This window comes from Streptomyces sp. BRA346 (assembly GCF_052851135.1).
On record NZ_JAIWIH010000048.1, the window covers coordinates 65335 to 82492 of the forward strand.

At 71.7% G+C, this 17158-nt stretch carries 15 protein-coding genes; 7 read left to right on the top strand and 8 right to left on the bottom strand.

Annotated elements, in window-relative coordinates:
* Positions 1–63: 63 nt before the first annotated feature.
* Positions 64–1626: a D-alanyl-D-alanine carboxypeptidase/D-alanyl-D-alanine endopeptidase gene (gene dacB, locus LCH29_RS38540; RefSeq protein WP_446466333.1), complete on the top strand. Its 1563-nt coding sequence runs from the start codon at positions 64–66 to the stop codon at positions 1624–1626.
* Here the strand turns inward: dacB and yicI are convergent.
* From yicI to LCH29_RS38575, 7 genes are all read right to left on the bottom strand, one after another.
* The gene (gene yicI / locus LCH29_RS38545) at positions 1607–3925 is read right to left on the bottom strand and encodes an alpha-xylosidase (protein ID WP_446466334.1); all 2319 of its coding nucleotides are present in this window, start codon (positions 3923–3925) and stop codon (positions 1607–1609) included. The two genes, dacB and yicI, sit on opposite strands and share 20 nt — an antisense overlap.
* A gap of 24 nt (positions 3926–3949) precedes the next feature.
* Positions 3950–4714: a carbohydrate ABC transporter permease gene (locus LCH29_RS38550; protein ID WP_446466347.1), complete on the bottom strand. Its 765-nt coding sequence runs from the start codon at positions 4712–4714 to the stop codon at positions 3950–3952.
* A 53-nt stretch (positions 4715–4767) separates the two neighbouring features.
* Positions 4768–5664 (bottom strand): carbohydrate ABC transporter permease, encoded by an 897-nt coding sequence (locus LCH29_RS38555; RefSeq protein ID WP_446466335.1) that lies wholly within the window; start codon positions 5662–5664, stop codon positions 4768–4770.
* Positions 5661–6977 carry an extracellular solute-binding protein gene (locus tag LCH29_RS38560; RefSeq protein WP_446466336.1) on the bottom strand — a complete coding sequence of 439 codons (1317 nt, stop codon included), beginning with the start codon at positions 6975–6977 and terminating at the stop codon, positions 5661–5663. The genes LCH29_RS38555 and LCH29_RS38560 overlap by 4 nt, the downstream gene beginning before the upstream one ends.
* A gap of 193 nt (positions 6978–7170) precedes the next feature.
* Positions 7171–7422, bottom strand: a complete 252-nt coding sequence (locus LCH29_RS38565; RefSeq protein WP_446466337.1) for a hypothetical protein — start codon at positions 7420–7422, stop codon at positions 7171–7173.
* Positions 7419–7775, bottom strand: coding sequence for a DUF6247 family protein (locus LCH29_RS38570; RefSeq protein WP_446466338.1), 357 nt, complete (start codon positions 7773–7775; stop codon positions 7419–7421). Before LCH29_RS38570 ends, LCH29_RS38565 begins: the two co-directional genes overlap by 4 nt.
* Positions 7772–8212, bottom strand: a complete 441-nt coding sequence (locus LCH29_RS38575) for a hypothetical protein (RefSeq protein ID WP_446466339.1) — start codon at positions 8210–8212, stop codon at positions 7772–7774. The genes LCH29_RS38570 and LCH29_RS38575 overlap by 4 nt, the downstream gene beginning before the upstream one ends.
* 211 nt (positions 8213–8423) lie before the next feature.
* Between LCH29_RS38575 and LCH29_RS38580 the strand changes: the two genes are divergently transcribed.
* The 6 genes from LCH29_RS38580 (at position 8424) to LCH29_RS38605 (ending at position 16370) form a co-directional block, all read left to right on the top strand.
* Entirely contained in the window at positions 8424–9818 is a 1395-nt protein-coding gene (locus LCH29_RS38580; protein WP_446466340.1) for a nitrate/nitrite transporter, read from the top strand.
* A gap of 174 nt (positions 9819–9992) precedes the next feature.
* The gene (locus LCH29_RS38585; protein ID WP_446466341.1) at positions 9993–11150 is read left to right on the top strand and encodes a uroporphyrinogen-III synthase; all 1158 of its coding nucleotides are present in this window, start codon (positions 9993–9995) and stop codon (positions 11148–11150) included.
* A gap of 504 nt (positions 11151–11654) precedes the next feature.
* Positions 11655–12272, top strand: a complete 618-nt coding sequence (locus tag LCH29_RS38590; protein ID WP_446466342.1) for a CGNR zinc finger domain-containing protein — start codon at positions 11655–11657, stop codon at positions 12270–12272.
* Between the two features lie 232 nt (positions 12273–12504).
* Positions 12505–13026: a sigma-70 family RNA polymerase sigma factor gene (locus LCH29_RS38595; RefSeq protein WP_039938820.1), complete on the top strand. Its 522-nt coding sequence runs from the start codon at positions 12505–12507 to the stop codon at positions 13024–13026.
* Positions 13023–13796, top strand: a complete 774-nt coding sequence (locus LCH29_RS38600; protein WP_446466343.1) for an anti-sigma factor family protein — start codon at positions 13023–13025, stop codon at positions 13794–13796. Before LCH29_RS38595 ends, LCH29_RS38600 begins: the two co-directional genes overlap by 4 nt.
* Before the next feature lie 87 nt (positions 13797–13883).
* Positions 13884–16370, top strand: coding sequence for a HelD family protein (locus LCH29_RS38605; RefSeq protein WP_446466344.1), 2487 nt, complete (start codon positions 13884–13886; stop codon positions 16368–16370).
* Between the two features lie 212 nt (positions 16371–16582).
* Here the strand turns inward: LCH29_RS38605 and LCH29_RS38610 are convergent, their stop codons facing one another.
* Positions 16583–16789: a cold-shock protein gene (locus tag LCH29_RS38610; RefSeq protein WP_009717477.1), complete on the bottom strand. Its 207-nt coding sequence runs from the start codon at positions 16787–16789 to the stop codon at positions 16583–16585.
* Between the last annotated feature and the right edge of the window lie 369 nt (positions 16790–17158).

A 17158-nucleotide genomic window follows, 5' to 3' on the forward strand; every position in this document is an offset into this window, starting at 1 on the left:
ACTTCGGTTGCCACCCGTACGCGCTCTGTCGCGGAGCGACCCGGTACGGGATCCTCCCGTGGCATGAGGAGACCCGTGAACCGTCGTGCGCGCGCCTGGAGCTGGCCCCTCGTCATCGGGCTGGTCTGTACCCTCACCTGGAGTTCACCGGCCGGGGCGGACGCCTCGCGTGCCGGGTTCGGCGAGGCCGTCGACCGCATTCTCGACGACCCCCGCTTAAGGGGCGGGGCGGCCGGGGTGGTGGTGGCCGACGCCGACTCCGGCGACGTGCTGTACCGGCACCGGGCCGACGACCGGCTGATGCCCGCCTCCAACACCAAGCTGTTCACCTCGGCCGCCGCCATGGGGCTGCTGGGGCCCGACCACACCTTCCGGACCGATGTCCTGGGCGAGGGCACCCGCCATGGGCGCACCCTGCGCGGTGATCTGTACCTGCGGGGGACCGGCGACCCCACGATGCTCGCCGCGGACTACGACCGGCTGGCGAAGAGCGTCGCCGACGCGGGGATCACCCGGGTCACGGGGCGGCTGATCGCCGACGACACCCGGTTCGACGCGCAGCGCGTGGGTCGCTCCTGGGCCGCCGACGACGAGTCGTCGTACTACGCGGCGCAGATCTCCGCGCTCACCGTCGCCCCCGACACGGACTACGACGCGGGCAGCGTCATCGTCGAGGTAGCGCCCGGGGGCGCCAACGGGGAACGGCCCGAGGTCACGGTCACGCCCAAGACCCGGTACGTCCGTATCGACAACCGGGCTACCACCGGGAGCGGCGGTCTCACCGTCGAGCGCGGGCACGGCAGCAACACCATCACCGTCAGCGGTGCCATCGCGGCCGGGGCGCAAACCGCCAAGGAGTGGGTCAGCGTCTGGGAGCCCACCGGGTACGCGGCCGCCGTGTTCGCCGACGCGCTCAAGAAGCACGGCGTACGGGTCGAAGGGCGGGCCCGGCTGGGCGGAGCCACGCCACAGGACGCGCGCCAGCTCGCGTCGCACCGATCGATGCCGCTCAAGAAGCTGCTGATCCCGTTCATGAAGCTGTCGAACAACATCCACGCCGAGGTCCTCACCAAGGCCATCGGCTACGAGACGGCGGGCCGGGGCACCTGGAGCGCGGGGCTGGCCGCCATCGCCGACTGGCTGAAGAAACAGGGGGTGGACACGGGAGCGGTGCGCCAGGTCGACGGGTCCGGGCTGTCCCGGATGGACAACATCGCGGCCGGGCAGTTCACCGAGCTGCTGCTGGCGGTCCGTCAGCAGCCCTGGTACGCGGAGTGGTACGCATCGCTGCCGGTGGCCTGCGCCCCGGACCGCTTTGTCGGCGGCACGCTGCGCTCACGCATGTGCGGCACTCCGGCCGCGGGCAACGCGCGCGGCAAGACCGGCTCCCTGACCGGCGCCTCCGGGCTCTCCGGGTACGTCACCGACGCGGACGGCCAGGAGCTGGTCTACAGCATCGTCCTCAACAACTACCTCGCCCCGTCGGTGAAGAGCCTGGAGGACGCGATCGTGGTGACGCTCGCGAAGTCCGGCGAGGGCCGCACCGAAGGGGTGCGGCCCCGGGCCGTACGAGGCGCACAACAAACGGACCTCGAGTGCTCCTGGGTCAAGCCCCGGCGCTGCTGAGCGGCAGGCTGAGCGGCAGCGTGAGCGCGGCCGTCCCCGCCTCCGCGTCGGCGGACGGCCCGCCCACCACCTCCACCCGCCAGGGCGCCGGGGCCCGGCCCACGGCCTCGGCGTGCAGCGTGTGCCCGTCCCGTACGACGGTGAACGCGACGGCCGTCGAGGCGTCCAGGGCGGGGACCCGCACCGTGACCCCGGTGCCGGGCAGGGCGGAGGGTTCGTACACCCGCAGCGTGATGCCGTCCGCCCAGTCGGCGTCGGGGCGGTCGTACGCCGCGCCGAACGGGATCACCGCGCCCGGTCGGGCCAGCAGCGGCACGCTCAGGAAGCCGTGCCGCTCGCGCACCCAGCGCGGGCCGCGCACGGTGCGGCCGCTGAGCACGTGCGTCCACACGCCCTCCGGGACGTAGTACGCGACCTCGCCCTCGTCGTCGAAGACCGGCGCGACCAGCAGATCGCCGCCGAGCATGTACTGCCGCTCCAGGCCCGCGCACCCCGGGTCGCCGGGGAATTCGAGGACCATGGCGCGCATCACCGGCACGCCCTCGCCGTGCGCCTGCCGCGCCGCCTCGTACAGGTACGGCATCAGCCGCAGCTTCAGCCGGGTGAAGAAGCGCAGCACCGCCACCGACTCCTCGTCGAAGTGCCACGGCACCCGGTACGAGGACGAGCCGTGCAGCCTGCTGTGCGAGGACAGCAGCCCGAAGGCGATCCAGCGCTTGAAAAGCGCGGGGTCGGGGGTGCCCTCGAAGCCGCCGATGTCATGGCTCCAGAAGCCGAAGCCGGACAGCCCGAGGGAGAGCCCGCCGCGCAGCGATTCGGCCATCGCCTCGTACGTGGACTCGCAGTCGCCGCCCCAGTGCACCGGGTACTGCTGGCCGCCCGCGGTCGCCGAGCGCGCGAAGACGACGGCCTCGCGCTCGCCCCGCCGCTCGCGCAGCGCCTCGAAGACGGTGCGGTTGTACAGGTGGGTGTAGTAGTTGTGCATCCGCTCGGGGTCGGAGCCGTCCGCGTACACCACGTCCAGCGGCACCCGCTCGCCGAAGTCGGTCTTGAAGCAGTCCACGCCCATGTCGAGCAGCGCGGTCAGCTTCTCCGCGTACCACGCCCGCGCGGCGGGGCTGGTGAAGTCGACCAGGGCCATGCCGGGCTGCCACAGGTCCCACTGCCACACCGAGCCGTCCGGCCGTTTCAGCAGGTGACCGGCCGCCTTGCCCTCGGCGAAGAGCGGGGAGCGCTGCGCGATGTACGGGTTGATCCACACGCAGACGCGCAGGCCCTTCTCGCGCAGCCGCCGCAGCATGCCCGCCGGGTCGGGGAAGACGCGCGGATCCCAGGTGAAGTCGCACCAGTGGTGCTCGCGCATCCAGAAGCAGTCGAAGTGGAAGACGGACAGCGGCAGTTCGCGCTGCGCCATGCCGTCCACGAAGCCGGTGACCGTCCCCTCGTCGTAGGAGGTGGTGAAGGAGGTGGACAGCCACAGCCCGAAGGACCAGGCGGGCGGCAGCGCGGGGCGGCCGGTGAGGGCGGTGTACTTCCGGAGGATCTCCTTGGGCGTGGGCCCGTGGATGACGTAGTACGTCAGCTCCTGGCACTCGGCGCTGAACTGGACGCGGGAGACCGCCTCCGAGCCGACCTCGAAGGAGACCGCGCCGGGGTGGTCGACGAAGACGCCGTAGCCCGCGTCGGTGAGGTAGAAGGGGACGTTCTTGTAGGCCTGTTCGGTGGCGGTGCCGCCGTCGGCGTTCCAGATGTCGACGGTCTGGCCGTTCTTCACCAGCGGGCCGAAGCGCTCGCCGAGGCCGTACGCGGAGGTGCCGACGCGCAAGGCCAGCCGCTCGCGCAGATAGTGGTGGCCGTCGGCGGTCTCCATGATGCCCGCGTCCTTGGGCCCGCTGCTGGTGAGGGTGCGTCCGTCCGCCTCGAAGGCGACGCGCCAGGGGCCGGTGCGGGCGATCGTCAAGGTGAGGGCGCCGGAGGTGAGCCGGGCCTCGTCCTCGTCGCAGGACACGTCGCAGGACACCTCCCCGTACGGCTCTTCAGAAGAGGCCAGCTCGAACGACGGGCCCCGGTCCGCCCCGCCCGCGAAGTGGGTGAGCCGGACCCCGATCACGCCGGGCAGCGGCGCGGTGCAGGTCAGGGTGAGGACCGGGCCCCTGAGGAGGTCGCCGCGGTGGCGGACCGGCTGGGTCGGGGCGTGCACGGTGAGGTGCCCCGGGCCGGTCTCCACGTCGAGGACCCCGGTGGGGTGGGCGGCGCCGACGCCCTCGCGCAGCAGCCAGTAGCCGTCGCTGAACTTCATGCGGGGCCCTCCTCGTTGTGTGCGTCATTTGACCGCGCCCGCGGCGATGCCACGGGTCAGGGTCCGCTGGAAGATCAGGAAGAAGATGACCGCGGGGACCACGCCGAGCAGGGCGGCCGCGTTGGTCATGGTGGCGTCCATCAGCCGCTGGCCCTGGAGGACGCCGAGGGCGACCGACACCGTCTGGTTGTCGTTGGAGATCAGCATCACCAGCGGCAGCAGGAACTCGTTCCAGGTCCAGATGAAGAAGAACACCAGCAGCACCCCGATGGTCGGGCGGCTGACCGGCACCACCACCCGCCACAGCACCTGCCACTTGTTCGCGCCGTCGATCCGGGCCGCCTCGACGACCTCCCGGGGGAAGGCGCCGAGGACGGAGGAGAGCAGATAGGTGCCGAACGCGGCCTGGATCACGATGAAGACGAGGATCACGCTCAGCCGGGTGTCGTACAGCCCCACCTCCTTCGACAGGTAGTAGACGGGGTAGACCAGCGCCTCCTGCGGCAGCATGTTGGCCAGCACGAAGAAGGCCAGCACCCAGGGGCGGCCCTTCACCCTGCCGATGCCGATGGCGTACGCGTTGAGGACGGACAGCACGGCGGCGCCGATCGCGACCGATCCCGAGATCAGTACGGAGTTGATCAGCTTCTGCCCGAAGTCGACCCGTTCCCAGAAGTCCGCGATCCCGTCCAGATAGAGCCCCTCCGGCAGGCTCAGCGGCCCCTTCGCGGAGTACTCGGCGGGCGACTTGACCGCGTTGAGGGCGACCACCAGGAACGGCAGCACCATGAGGACGGCCGCCACGATCAGCGCGGCCAGCACCGGATATCGCTTCACGGCCCTCACCGCTCCTGGTCCTCCGCCCTCGTCTGGAGGCGCAGGGCGACCAGGGCCAGCGCCAGGATGATCACCGTGAGCACTGTCGAGACCGCGGAACCGTAGCCGACCTGCGTCTTCTCGAAGAACGACTGGAAGGAGAAGTACGAGGGGACATTGGTCGCCCCGCCCGGGCCGCCCTTGGTGAGCACGTACACCGCGCCGAACACCTTGAGCGCGGCGATCGTGCACCACAGCAGGACGACGGAGATCTCGGGGCGGATCTGCGGCAGCGTCACGTGCCAGAACCGCCGCCACCACGAGGCGCCGTCCAGCTCGGCCGCCTCGTACAGCGCCGGGTCGACGCGCTGGAGCCCCGCCATGAACACCACCAGCGGAAAGCCCAGCTGGACCCACACCATCACGCCCATCACGGTGTACAGCGCGAGGTCCGGGTCGCCCAGCCAGTCGTGGCGCAGCGAGCCGAGGCCGACCGCCTTCAGAGAAACGTTGAGCGCGCCGGCCTCGGGGGCCAGGATCCAGCTCCACACGATGCCCGCCACCGCGATCGGCAGCACCTGCGGCAGGTAGAAGCAGGCGCGCAGCACGCTCGCGGTGCGGGAGCCGAAGTGCTTGCCGACGAAGTCGAACAGCGCGGCGGCCAGCACCAGACCGAGCGCGGTCGGGATCGCCGCCATCGCCACCACCATGGCGAGGCTGTGCCGGAAGGACTCCCAGAAGGCGTCGTCGTCCAGCAGCGTCCGGTAGTTGTCCAGACCGGCCCACTCCGGGGTGCCGACGCCCTGCCAGTGGGTGAAGCTGATCCCGGTGTTCATCAGGCTGGGTACGACGATGACGGCGAGGAACGCCAGCGCGCCGGGGATCAGGAAGAGCGTGTACGGGTACTCGCGCTGCCTGCTCATCCCTTCGGCGCGCCCGCCTCGTACGCCTTCTCCAGCGCGTCCAGATAGGCGCCCGGTTCCGCGTCGCCCGTCATCAGCTTCTGGGTCTCGGCGACGAGGGTGTCGTAGAAGCCGGGCACCGGCCAGTCCGGGTAGAAGGCGAGGCCGCCGCGGTCGGCGTAGCCGGTGAAGTCCTGGATCAGGCTCTTGGCCTTGGGGTCGGTGATCGCGGCCGGATCGGCGGCCACGGGCACGCCGCCCTTGTTGCCCAGGGTGTTCTGGATGCCCTTCTTCATCGTGATGTCGATGAAGTCGTACGCGAGCTGCTTGTTCTTCGCGCCCTTGGGGACGACCCACAGATTGCCGCCGGAGCCGAGGGTCAGCTTCGAGCCGGGGAAGGGGAACGTGCCCCACTCGTCCTTGATCTCCGACCTGAAGCGGCCGAACCACCAGCTGCCGGAGAAGAACATCGGGTACTTCCCGGCGATGAACGCCGCGCCCGCGTCCTCCGCCTTGGTGCCGCTCGAACTCTTCGCGATCCAGCCCTTCTTCACCCAGTCGGCGAAGGTGGTGGCGCCGTAGGTCCAGGCGGCGTCGTGGAAGTCGGGCTTGCCCTTGTACTGCTCGTACGCGTCCACCCAGGAGCGGTCGGCCTTGGAGAGGGCCAGCTGGTAGACGTACTGCTGGGCGGGGTATTCGGCGCCCGCGTTGGCGAGCGGGGTGACGCCCTTGCGCTTGAAGTCCGCGAGGGCGGCGGTGAACTCGCCGAAGGTGGTCGGGACCTTCACCTTGTGCTTCTCGAAGAGGGTCTTGTTGTAGAAGACCATCGTGTACTCGGCGTAGTTCGGGACCCCGAACCACTTGCCGGAGCCCATCACGCCCTGCGCGTCGTACCGGCTGGTGGTGCGCACCCCCGGCTTGAGCGGCTTGTCCCAGCCGCGCTTGGTGACCTCCGGGGAGAGGTCGGTGAGCAGCCCCTGCTTGGAGAGCAGCCCGGTGGTGGCGTTGCCCTTGTTGTACTCCATGAGATCGGGCGCGCTGTCCGAGCCCAGCACCATCGAGGCGGTCTTTCGAATCTGTTCGAAGCCCTTCTCCTCGAACTTCACCGTCACGCCCGGATGGCTCTTCTTGAACTCCTCGATCGCCTGGTTCCAGGCCGCGCCCATGGCCCCGTTGGGCGCCTCGTAATGCCACAGCGTGAGCGTCTTGCCGTCCCCGGCCTCGTCCCCACCGCCCCCGCACCCCGCCAGGACCAGGGCCCCCGCGATTGCGGCCGCGATGGTGGGCCCCGTTCGTCCCGTCCGTCGTCTCGTCCGTTTCCGTGCCGTCAACATCCACTGCCTCCGGGAGGGTTGGGAGGAATGTGCACGTGCAACGTTCGTCGAAGCGCTTCGATGGGCAGAGGTATAGGCGGGCGCGGAGAGGTATGTCAATGGCGTTGACAAAATGCTGGGGAAGCCCGTGGCCCAGGCACACGGGCGGAAGCCCACGGTCGCCCCGGCCGGGCGGCGCGTCAGGCGGTGACGGTCACCAGGCCGTGACCTGGAGGATGAAGACACGCTCCAGCCGTGGGATCACCTGGCAGACGAACATGCCGCCGGGTACGAGGTGGTTCTCGCCGCGTGGCGATGGGCCCTGGTAGGCAGTGCCGTCCAGGTACAGGGCGGCGGCCGCTCGAACCAGCTCGTCCGCCTTCTTCTCCACTTCGGCGATCAGGGCGGGCGGGGCGCCGCCCGCGACGTGCTCTTCGCTGGGCTCGTACTCCCACGCCCAGCTCACGCGGTCGCCTCCCGGGCCTCGTTCACGACGGCCAGGAGTTCCTGCATGGCTGCGCGCCACGCGGGGTCGTCCCTGTCGAGGGTATGGACGGCGTGCTCGGCGTTGCGACGTCGCGCGGCCAGGTCGGGGCGGCGCTCGATCTCGACCTCGCCTGCCCAGATGGTCAGCCACTGGTGGATGGGACCCAGGTTGTTGTGCTCGGCCGCCAGCGTGAACGCCTCGTTCTTCTGCGTTTCCATCTCGCCGAGGCGGTGGGGCGCGACCCGCGCGAGGGCGAGGCGCAGCGACTCCGGGGTCCGCTCCGGCCGGGGGATGGCGCTGCCGGTAGGCGGTTCGACGGGATGTGCGCTCATGCGGTCCTCCGGGCAGATCGGTGTACGTATGCACCGTTGGGGCCGCGCTGTCGGGGCAAGGCGTCGCTCACGCTTCCCCCTCGCTTCACCCCGGCCTCGGCGAACGCGGTGTCCAGGATCCGGCCGATCTCCGCGATGGCCTCGCGCGCCTGGACGATGTCGTCCGTCTCTGCGGCCAGCGTTTCCAATTCGCGGAGACGGGCAGCACGCGCGGGGTGACGCGCGATCGCCACGTTGACCGACCATTGTCCGGTGAAGCTGCGCAGCGGGGCCGCGCTCACCTCGGCACGGGCCTGCTGGACGGCTTCCGCGCGCTCGGCGTCGAACACGGCCAGGGATCCGGGGGCGACCTGCGCCACCGCCGCGCGCAGCGCCTCGGGCGTGGCGGTCGGCTGCGGGGGCACCGGGTCGTACGAGTGATCCGGCTGGGTGCTCATGCGATCCTCCGGCGCGGGCGGGCGGGCGGGCGGGCGGGTGGTGCACTCGTACGGTACCGGGAACGTACGACACCGGGGTGGGTGCCGGACCCCTCACCGCACCCCACCCCCGTGGGTGAGAGCAAGGTTTCGTGGCGGTCACCTCTCGCCACAGGCCGGTAATGCGCCGTCCCTACTGTCGGCAGCGACACCGAGCACTGTGGAGGCCCTGATGACTGCCCCGACCACCACCCCCGCCCGCAAGGGGGGCCGCTGGATCGAGGAGTGGGATCCGGAGGACGAGACGTTCTGGCGGAACAAAGGGGAGCGGATCGCGACCCGCAACCTGATCTTCTCCATCCTCTCCGAGCACATCGGCTTCTCCATCTGGAGCCTGTGGTCGGTGATGGTCCTGTTCATGGGGCCGGAGTACGGAGTCGACCCGGCCGGGAAGTTCTTCCTGGTCGCGATGCCCACCCTGGTCGGCGGGATCCTCCGCGTCCCGTACACCTTCGCCGTGGCCCGCTTCGGCGGCCGCAACTGGACGATCATCAGCGCCGCGATGCTGCTGGTGCCCTCCCTCGCGGCCGCGGTGGTGATGGAGCCCGGCACCTCGTACACCACGTTCATGGTGGTCGCGGCGCTCACCGGGGTCGGCGGCGGGAACTTCGCCTCCTCCATGACCAACATCAACTCCTTCTACCCGCTGCGCAAGAAGGGCTGGGCCCTCGGGCTCAACGCGGGCGGCGGCAACATCGGCGTGCCGGTCATCCAACTGATCGGCCTGCTCGTCATCGGCACGGCCGGGGCCTCCCACCCGCGGATCGTGCTCGCCGTCTACATCCCGCTGATCGTGGTCGCGGTGGCCCTCTCGGCGCTCTTCATGGACAACCTGGCGCCGGTGAAGAACGACAGCGGGGCGGCCAAGGAGGCGGCGCGCGACGCCCACACCTGGATCATGTCGCTGCTCTACGTCGGCACCTTCGGCTCGTTCATCGGCTACAGCTTCGCCTTCGGCCTGGTGCTCCAGAACCAGTTCGACCGCACCCCGCTCCAGGCCGCCTCGCTCACCTTCATCGGCCCGCTGCTCGGCTCCCTCATCCGCCCCGTCGGCGGGCGGCTGGCCGATGTGTACGGCGGGGCGCGGATCACGCTGTGGAACTTCGCCGGGATGGCCGCCGCCACGCTCGTGGTCGTCTACGCCTCCGCGCAGAAGTCCCTGCCCGTCTTCCTCACCGGCTTCATCGCCCTCTTCGTCCTCAGCGGGATCGGCAACGGCTCCACGTACAAGATGATCCCCGGCATCTTCCAGGCCAAGGCCCTCGCCCGCGGGCTCACCGGCGAGGAGGCCGCGGGCTACGGGCGGCGGCTGTCCGGCGCGGCGATGGGGCTGATCGGGGCGGTCGGCGCGCTCGGCGGCCTCGGCATCAACCTGGCCTTCCGGGAGTCCTTCGGCAGCGCCCACTCCGGCACCCCGGCCTTCGTCTCCTTCCTCGCCTTCTACGCCCTGTGCTCTGCGGTCACCTGGGCCGTATACCTCCGCCGCAGCCCGGCGAAGGCCCGGCCCGCGGGAGCCGGTGCGCCGGAGGCGCAGACGGCGCGGCAGCCCGCCTACGCGGACGTGTGAGCCGACCGGGATCGGGGGCGTACGGTCGTAAAGCGTGCCCGTGACCGTACGCCCCGTTAACAACCGGGAAACCTCCGTGAACCGCGTCCGTCACGGGACGGCGCCAGGATGACGACTCACCCCAAGGCGCACATACGACAGTGAACCGGGACGAGAGCCGAGAGTCAGAGCCACATGCAGCGAGACCACCACCAGGCGACGCCGACCGTCGGACCCCTCGCGGGGTTCACGGTCGGCGTCACCGCCGCGCGCCGCGCCGACGAACTCGGCGCCCTGCTGCTGCGGCGCGGCGCGGCCGTCCTGCACGCGCCCGCACTGCGGATCGTGCCGCTCTCCGACGACTCCGAACTGCTCACCGCCACCAAGCAGTTGATCGACCACGCCCCCGACGTGGTGATCGCCACCACCGCCATCGGCTTCCGCGGCTGGGTCGAGGCCGCCGACGGCTGGGGTATTGGCGACGCCCTGCTGAACCGGCTGCGCGACGTCGAACTGCTGGCCCGCGGGCCCAAGGTGAAAGGCGCCGTACGGGCCGCCGGGCTCACCGAGAAGTGGTCCCCGGCCTCCGAATCGATGGCCGAAGTCCTCGACCGGCTGCTGGAGGAGGGCGTCGACGGCCGTCGCATCGCCGTCCAGCTGCACGGCGAGCCGCTGCCCGGCTTCGTCGAGTCGCTGCGCGCCGGGGGCGCCGAGGTGGTCGGCGTGCCGGTCTACCGGTGGATGCCGCCGGATGATCTCGGCCCGGTCGACCGGCTGCTGGACGCGACGGTCGCCCGCGCGGTGGACGCCATCACCTTCACCAGCGCCCCCGCCGCCGCGAGCCTGCTGGACCGCGCCGAGCGGCGCGGCATGCGCGAGGAACTGCTCGACGCGCTGCGCCACGATGTGCTGCCCGCGTGCGTCGGTCCCGTCACCGCGCTGCCGCTGGAGGCCCGGGACGTCCCCACCAGCCAGCCCGAACGCTTCCGGCTCGGGCCGTTGGTCCAGCTGCTGACCAGCGAACTCCCCGGCCGGGTACGCCCGTTGCCGGTCGCCGGGCGGCGGCTGGAGATCCGCGGCCACGCGGTCGTCGTGGACGGCGAGCTGCGCACCGTCCCGCCCGCCGGAATGGCCCTGCTGCGGGCCCTGGCCCGCCACCCGGGCTGGGTCGTGGCCCGCGCCGATCTGCTGAAGGTCCTCCCGGGGGCGGGGCGCGACGAGCACGCCGTGGAGACGGCGATGGCCCGCCTCCGCACCGCCCTGGGCTCGCCCAAGCTGATCCAGACGGTGGTCAAGCGGGGCTACCGGCTGGCGCTGGACCCGGTGGCCGACACGAAGTACGCGGACGCGTAGCGGGGTTCTGGTGCGGCCCGGTCGCTGGGTCCGGGGCGCGTGGGTGCCCCTTGCCCTTTCGTTGCCGGGTGCGGCCCGGTGGTCGGGTTGTGCCCACCCGTTCCTCCCCCAGCTACCGCTGGGAGGTGCCCCCTCCGCGGAACGATTGCCCACAACCTGGGTACATCCCCGGCGGCGGGGACGCCACGCCGCGACCTTCCGGCGGAGCGGGGGCGGGGTGTCCCGCATCCCAGCCCCCTCCGGGCCTGCCCCTGGCCCCTCCGGGCGTAACCCTCAGCCCCTCCGGGCGTAACCCCCAGCCCCTCCGGCGTTTGAGGAGCGGGGTCCTGGGGCGGAGCCCCGGCGGGGGTGCGGGGCGCAGCCCCGCAGGGGGCCCGGGGGCTTGCCCCCGGTTTCGGGAAGGGGCGGGGTGGAACGTCCGCCTCCGCCACGACGGCGGGGTACCGGGGCGGCGGCCCGGCGGGCACCCTGGGAGGGTGCCCCGGCCCTGGAGGTGACAGGAACATGGCGGCGGACGCCTTCGACCTGCGGTTCGACTCCGGGCGGATCTGCCTGGACCTGGTGGCCACCGTCGACGGCCGCCTCAGCGAAACCCCCGTCGAACGCCTCGACGGCGTCGAACCCCTCAGAGCCTGGCTGCTCGGCACCGGCCTGATCCCCCGCGGCACCACCCTCGACGCCGTCGACACCGCCTGGCTCACCCGCTTCCGCGCCGCCCGCGACCTCCTCCACCGCATCGTGCACACGGAGGTGGAGGGCAGGGCCGCAGGGCCGGACCTGGAGCGGGTGAACGCGCTCGCCGCCACCGCCCCGCCCGCCGTGCGGGCCGTACGCGCCACCGACGGCACCCTCGTCGCGCGGCTCGCCGCCGCCCCCGACTGCGGGGCGCTGCTCGCCCAGATCGCCCGCGACGCCGTCGCACTGCTCACCGACCCCGTCGCGCGGGGGCAGCTGCGGCGCTGCGAGGGGGAGAGCTGCTCGCTGGTGTACCTGGACACCTCGCGGGGCCGTCGCCGCCGCTGGTGCTCCAGCGAGCTGTGCGGCAACCGGGAGCGCGTGGCACGCCACCGACGGCGTTCAAACCCACAGCGCGAGCAAAACATGAACGAGTTTCAGACATGACGCAGGCCCCGGATGGGGGGACCGGGGCCTGCGGGGCGGTGTTTGGGGAGGGAGCCCTTTATGGTGGCCGACGCCCGCCCGGCGCCGGGTTATCGGCCTCAAGTACGTGGCGTGGCCCGGGAAATGTTCAGCGCAGAAGTGGGAGGAATGTCACAGGGTTGTGAATGAACGGCGGATCATTCCAGCCCGTACGCCCCTCGACCCAGCGCCTTGCGTACGCAAAGATGCCCTCGTGACCGAGAGGACGACACCGGACGACGCGCTGATGCGCGCGCTCTATGCGGAGCATGCGGGCCCGCTTCTCGCCTTCGTCCTGCGCCTGGTCGCAGGCGACCGGCACCGCGCCGAGGACGTGGTTCAGGAGACGCTTTTACGGGCTTGGCGCAACGCCGACCAGCTACAGCGCAGTGGCGGTTCCGTACGCCCGTGGCTGGTAACCGTGGCTCGCCGCATCGTCATCGACGGCCACCGAAGCCGCCGTGCCCGCCCCCAAGAGGTCGACGCGGCCCCCTTGCATGTCATGCCCGCAGCGGATGACATAGACCGGGCGCTCCGTCAGATGACCATTTCCGATGCCCTGAATGACCTGTCCGATGCGCACAGAGAGGCGCTCGTCGAGACATACTTCAAGGGACGGACGGTGAGTGAGGCTGCGGGAGTGCTGCGCGTGCCGCCCGGGACCGTACGATCCCGGGTTTACTACGCGCTGCGTTCGCTCAAGCTCTCACTTGAGGAACGGGGGGTCTCGGCATGATGCCGACAGCGGACGACCAGCAGCACACCGCCGTCGGCGCCTATGCCCTCGGCGTCCTCGACGCGGCCGACGCGGCGCGTTTCGAGGAGCACCTGATCGGGTGCGAGCGGTGTGCGGCAGAGCTGGACGGGCTGATGGGCATCCCACCACTGCTGGCGGACTACGCGACCACCACGGACGGCACGCCCGTCCCCGACTCCGGCACCCTCACCGCCCGCCCCGGGCCCGAGATGCTGGACCGGCTGCTCGACGAGGTGACGGTCAGCCGCCGCACGAAGAACCGCCGACGGCTCTTCCTCGTCGCCGCGGCGGGCCTCATGATCGTCGGCGGTCCGCTCGCGGCCGCGTCGGTCACCTCGGGTTCCGACGACGGCGGGGGCGGCGCCAACCCCCCGATCGCCGCGGCCAACCCGGCGCAGGCGGCCTACGACCAGGGCAAGAAGTACAGCTCGGTGGACCCCGAGACCAAGGTGGACGCCTCGGTCTCGCTGGCCCAGAAGGGCTGGGGCACCGCCATCGCGCTCAAGCTGGGCAACCTCAAGGGGCCCAAGAGCTGCGATCTGATCGCCATCGGCAAGGACGGTCACGAGGAGACCGTCACGACGTGGGCCGTGCCCAGCGCGGGCTACGGGATCAAGGACGGCGACGGCTCCCGCTGGAACAAGGAGCCGCTGTACGCGCAGGGCGGCGCGGCGATGAACGAGAGCGACATCGCCCGCTTCGAGGTCCGCACCCTCGACGGCCAGCGGCTGGCCGAGGTCAATATCTGAGCCGGTCCGAGCCGGTCGATATCCGAGTGGCGCGCACGGGTGGGTGTACGGTTGACGGCTGCCCTATGTACACAGAAGGGGGCTTGGGTGGCCGCGCAGAACGCCACGCAGAACGCCACGCAGAACGTCACGCACGAAAGCCGGACGTCCCCGCCGCGTGACGCCGGGGACGGGATCCGGGACGGCGAGATCCGGATCGAACAGACCCATCTGGACCGCGTGTACCGCCGCCTCGAGGAGAAGATCCACGAGGCGGAGTTCCTCATGGACGACGCCGCCAAGCGTGGCCAGGTCGGCACCCCGGGCGCGCTCGCCGAGCGCGACGCCCAGGTGTTCCGGGCCGGGGTCCACCTCAACCGTCTGAACAGCGAGTTCGAGGACTTCCTCTTCGGCCGCATCGATCTGCTCCTCGGCAAGGACGGCGAGCGCGGCCCGGACGGTGCGTACACCTCCGTGGAACCCGCCGACGACGCCATCCGGCCGGGGGAGGACGGGGACCGCGCGGAGATCGCGGAGACCCTGCACATCGGCCGCATCGGGGTGCTGGACGCCGACTACTCCCCGCTGGTGATCGACTGGCGGGCCCCCGCCGCCGCGCCCTTCTACCGCTCCACCCCGGTCGCCCCCGGCCGGGTCGTGCGCCGCCGCGTGATCCGCAGCAAGGGCCGCCGGGTGCTGGGCGTCGAGGACGACCTGATGCGCCCCGAGCTGACCGCGACCCTCGGCGGCGAGGTGCTGCCGGTGGTCGGCGACGGCGCGCTGATGGCCGCGCTCGGCCAGGCCCGCGGCCACACCATGCGCGACATCGTCGCCTCCATCCAGGCCGAGCAGGACCTGGTGATCCGCGCGCCCGCCGCGTCCGTCACCGAGGTCGAGGGCGGCCCCGGCACCGGCAAGACCGCGGTCGCGCTGCACCGCGCGGCGTATCTGCTCTACCAGGACCGCAGGCGGTACGCCGGCGGCATCCTGGTCGTCAGCCCCACCCCGCTGCTCGTCGCGTACACCGAGGGCGTGCTGCCCTCGCTGGGCGAGGAGGGCCAGGTGGCGATCCGCGCGGTCGGCTCCCTGGTCGAGGGCGCCGAGGCCACCGCGTACGACGAACCGGCCGTGGCCCGGGTCAAGGGCTCCTCCCGCATGACGAAGCTGCTGCGCAAGGCGGCCCGCGGCGCCCTGGAGCTGCCGCCCGCGGGCCCGGCGCCCGCCGACGGCGACGGCGACGGCCAGCTGACCCTGGACGACGCGGCCGACGCGGCCGACGCGACCGACGCGCCCGGCAGAGGCGAGAGACCCGGCGGGCCGCCCGAGCGCCTGCGGGTCGTCGCCTTCGGCAGCCGCATCGAGCTGGACGCCGAGGAGCTGCGCGGCATCCGGCAGAACGCGCTGGGCGGCACCGCCCCCGTCAATCTGCTGCGCCCGCGCGCCCGCCGCCTGCTGCTGGACGCGCTGTGGGCCCGCTCGGGCGGCCCGCGCCGCTACACGGACCCCGAACTGGCCGCCGAGGCGCGCGAGGGCTTCGACGAGGACATCTCCGGCGAGGACGCGTTCGCCGACTTCCTGGACGCCTGGTGGCCCGAGCTGACCCCGCGCTCCGTGCTCGCGGCGATGGCCGACGAGAAGCGGCTGGGCCGCTGGTCACGGCGGGTGCTGAACCCGCGCGAGGCCCGTCTGGTGGCCCGCTCCCTGGCCCGTCTCGGCCCGGACGGGCAGGGCCCGCTGTCGGTGCACGACGTGGCGCTGCTGGACGAGCTGCACACCATCCTGGGCGCCCCGGCCCGCCCGGCGAAGCCCCGCGAGGTCGATCCGCTGGACCAGCTCACCGGTCTGGAGGAGCTGACCACCTTCGCCGACCGCAGCGGCCCCCGGCGCACCCGCGCGGACCGGGCGGAGCAGGAGCGCACCGACTACGCGCACATCATCGTGGACGAGGCCCAGGACCTGACGCCCATGCAGTGGCGGATGGTGGGGCGCCGCGGCCGCCACGCCACCTGGACGGTGGTCGGCGACCCGGCCCAGTCCTCCTGGTCCGACCCGGACGAGGCGGCCGAGGCCCGTGACGAGGCGCTGGGCACCCGTCCGCGCCGCCGCTTCACCCTCACCGTCAACTACCGCAACCCGGCGGAGATCGCCGAGCTGGCCGCCAGGGTGCTGGCGCTCGCGATGCCCGGCACCCCCTCGCCCCGCGCGGTCCGCTCGACCGGCGCCGTACCGCGGTTCGCGCCGCTCCCGGACGGCGACGGCGACCTGGCCCGTCACGTCCGCGCGGAGGCGAACCGGCTGCTGGACGAGGTGGACGGCACGGTCGGCGTCGTCGTCGCCATGGGCCGCCGCGAGCAGGCCCGCCGCTGGCTGGCCGGGCTCGGCGACCGGGTGGTGGCGCTGGGCAGCCTGGAGGCCAAGGGGCTGGAGTACGACGCGACGGTGGTGGTCTCGCCCGCCGAGATCGCCGACGAGTCACCGGCCGGGCTGCGGGTGCTGTACGTGGCGCTCACCCGGGCGACCCAGCGGCTGACCGTGGTCCCGGGGGAGCGCGACGACCCGGACCGGGACGGTGTCCCGGACCTGCTGAGGGACTGAACGGATCCGCTGAGGGACCGTCCGGGGGACGGAGTGAAATCGGGCCGTCCGGTGGGGAATCGCTTCCAGGGATGGTTTGTTAGCCTTGCTGTGGCACCGGCTCGATCCAAGCCCCCGGGCCCAACCATCGTCGCTACGAGCGACCACTTGCCGCGAGGCGAGCATGGCGGGTCGGTGCCACCTACAACGTCATAGCGCGGAGGTCCGCGTCCTCAGCCGAGGACGCGGACCTCTTCGGCTTGCGGGCCCTTGCGGCCCTGCACGATCTGGAATTCGACCCGCTGGTCGTCCGCAAGGCTGCGGTAGCCGTTGCCGTTGATCGAGCTGTAGTGGACGAAGACGTCCGGCCCGCCGCCCTCCTGGGCGATGAAGCCGTAGCCCTTCTCGGCGTTGAACCATTTGACGGTGCCCTGAGCCATGCCCGCTGCTCCTCGTGTTCCTCGACGCCGGTGGACGTCGTTCGGCGCTGTGCGCGCCAGAGCCTAGGGGCGTGCGCTGCGGGAACGGTCCGCCTCGCCCGGCGTTCCCGCGAAGGAGTGGGGCTTTCCACTCGGCTGACCCCACGTGGCATGTCAGAACAATATGTCCGAAAGTCGGGCCGGGTTACCTCGTACCAGAAGGTAGGTGCAACCATCTGAGGACGTGGCCCTGCAATCCGGGGCCCGGCACACCTGGCACAAGGGAAAGCAGAGGAAGACGGTCATGGCAACGGCGCCCAGCGTCTCGTACTCGATGACGGTCCGGCTGGAGGTCCCCGCGAGCGGTACCGCGGTCAGCCAGCTGACCAC

Coding starts and splice junctions, on each gene's coding strand:
- dacB (WP_446466333.1), top strand. CDS start 64: ATGAGGAGACCCGTGAACCGTCGTGCGCGCGCCTGGAGCTGGCCCCTC.
- yicI (WP_446466334.1), bottom strand. CDS start 3,925: ATGAAGTTCAGCGACGGCTACTGGCTGCTGCGCGAGGGCGTCGGCGCC.
- LCH29_RS38550 (WP_446466347.1), bottom strand. CDS start 4,714: ATGGTGCTGCCGTTCCTGGTGGTCGCCCTCAACGCGGTCAAGTCGCCC.
- LCH29_RS38555 (WP_446466335.1), bottom strand. CDS start 5,664: ATGAGCAGGCAGCGCGAGTACCCGTACACGCTCTTCCTGATCCCCGGC.
- LCH29_RS38560 (WP_446466336.1), bottom strand. CDS start 6,977: ATGTTGACGGCACGGAAACGGACGAGACGACGGACGGGACGAACGGGG.
- LCH29_RS38570 (WP_446466338.1), bottom strand. CDS start 7,775: ATGAGCGCACATCCCGTCGAACCGCCTACCGGCAGCGCCATCCCCCGG.
- LCH29_RS38575 (WP_446466339.1), bottom strand. CDS start 8,212: ATGAGCACCCAGCCGGATCACTCGTACGACCCGGTGCCCCCGCAGCCG.
- LCH29_RS38580 (WP_446466340.1), top strand. CDS start 8,424: ATGACTGCCCCGACCACCACCCCCGCCCGCAAGGGGGGCCGCTGGATC.
- LCH29_RS38585 (WP_446466341.1), top strand. CDS start 9,993: ATGCAGCGAGACCACCACCAGGCGACGCCGACCGTCGGACCCCTCGCG.
- LCH29_RS38590 (WP_446466342.1), top strand. CDS start 11,655: ATGGCGGCGGACGCCTTCGACCTGCGGTTCGACTCCGGGCGGATCTGC.
- LCH29_RS38600 (WP_446466343.1), top strand. CDS start 13,023: ATGATGCCGACAGCGGACGACCAGCAGCACACCGCCGTCGGCGCCTAT.
- LCH29_RS38610 (WP_009717477.1), bottom strand. CDS start 16,789: ATGGCTCAGGGCACCGTCAAATGGTTCAACGCCGAGAAGGGCTACGGC.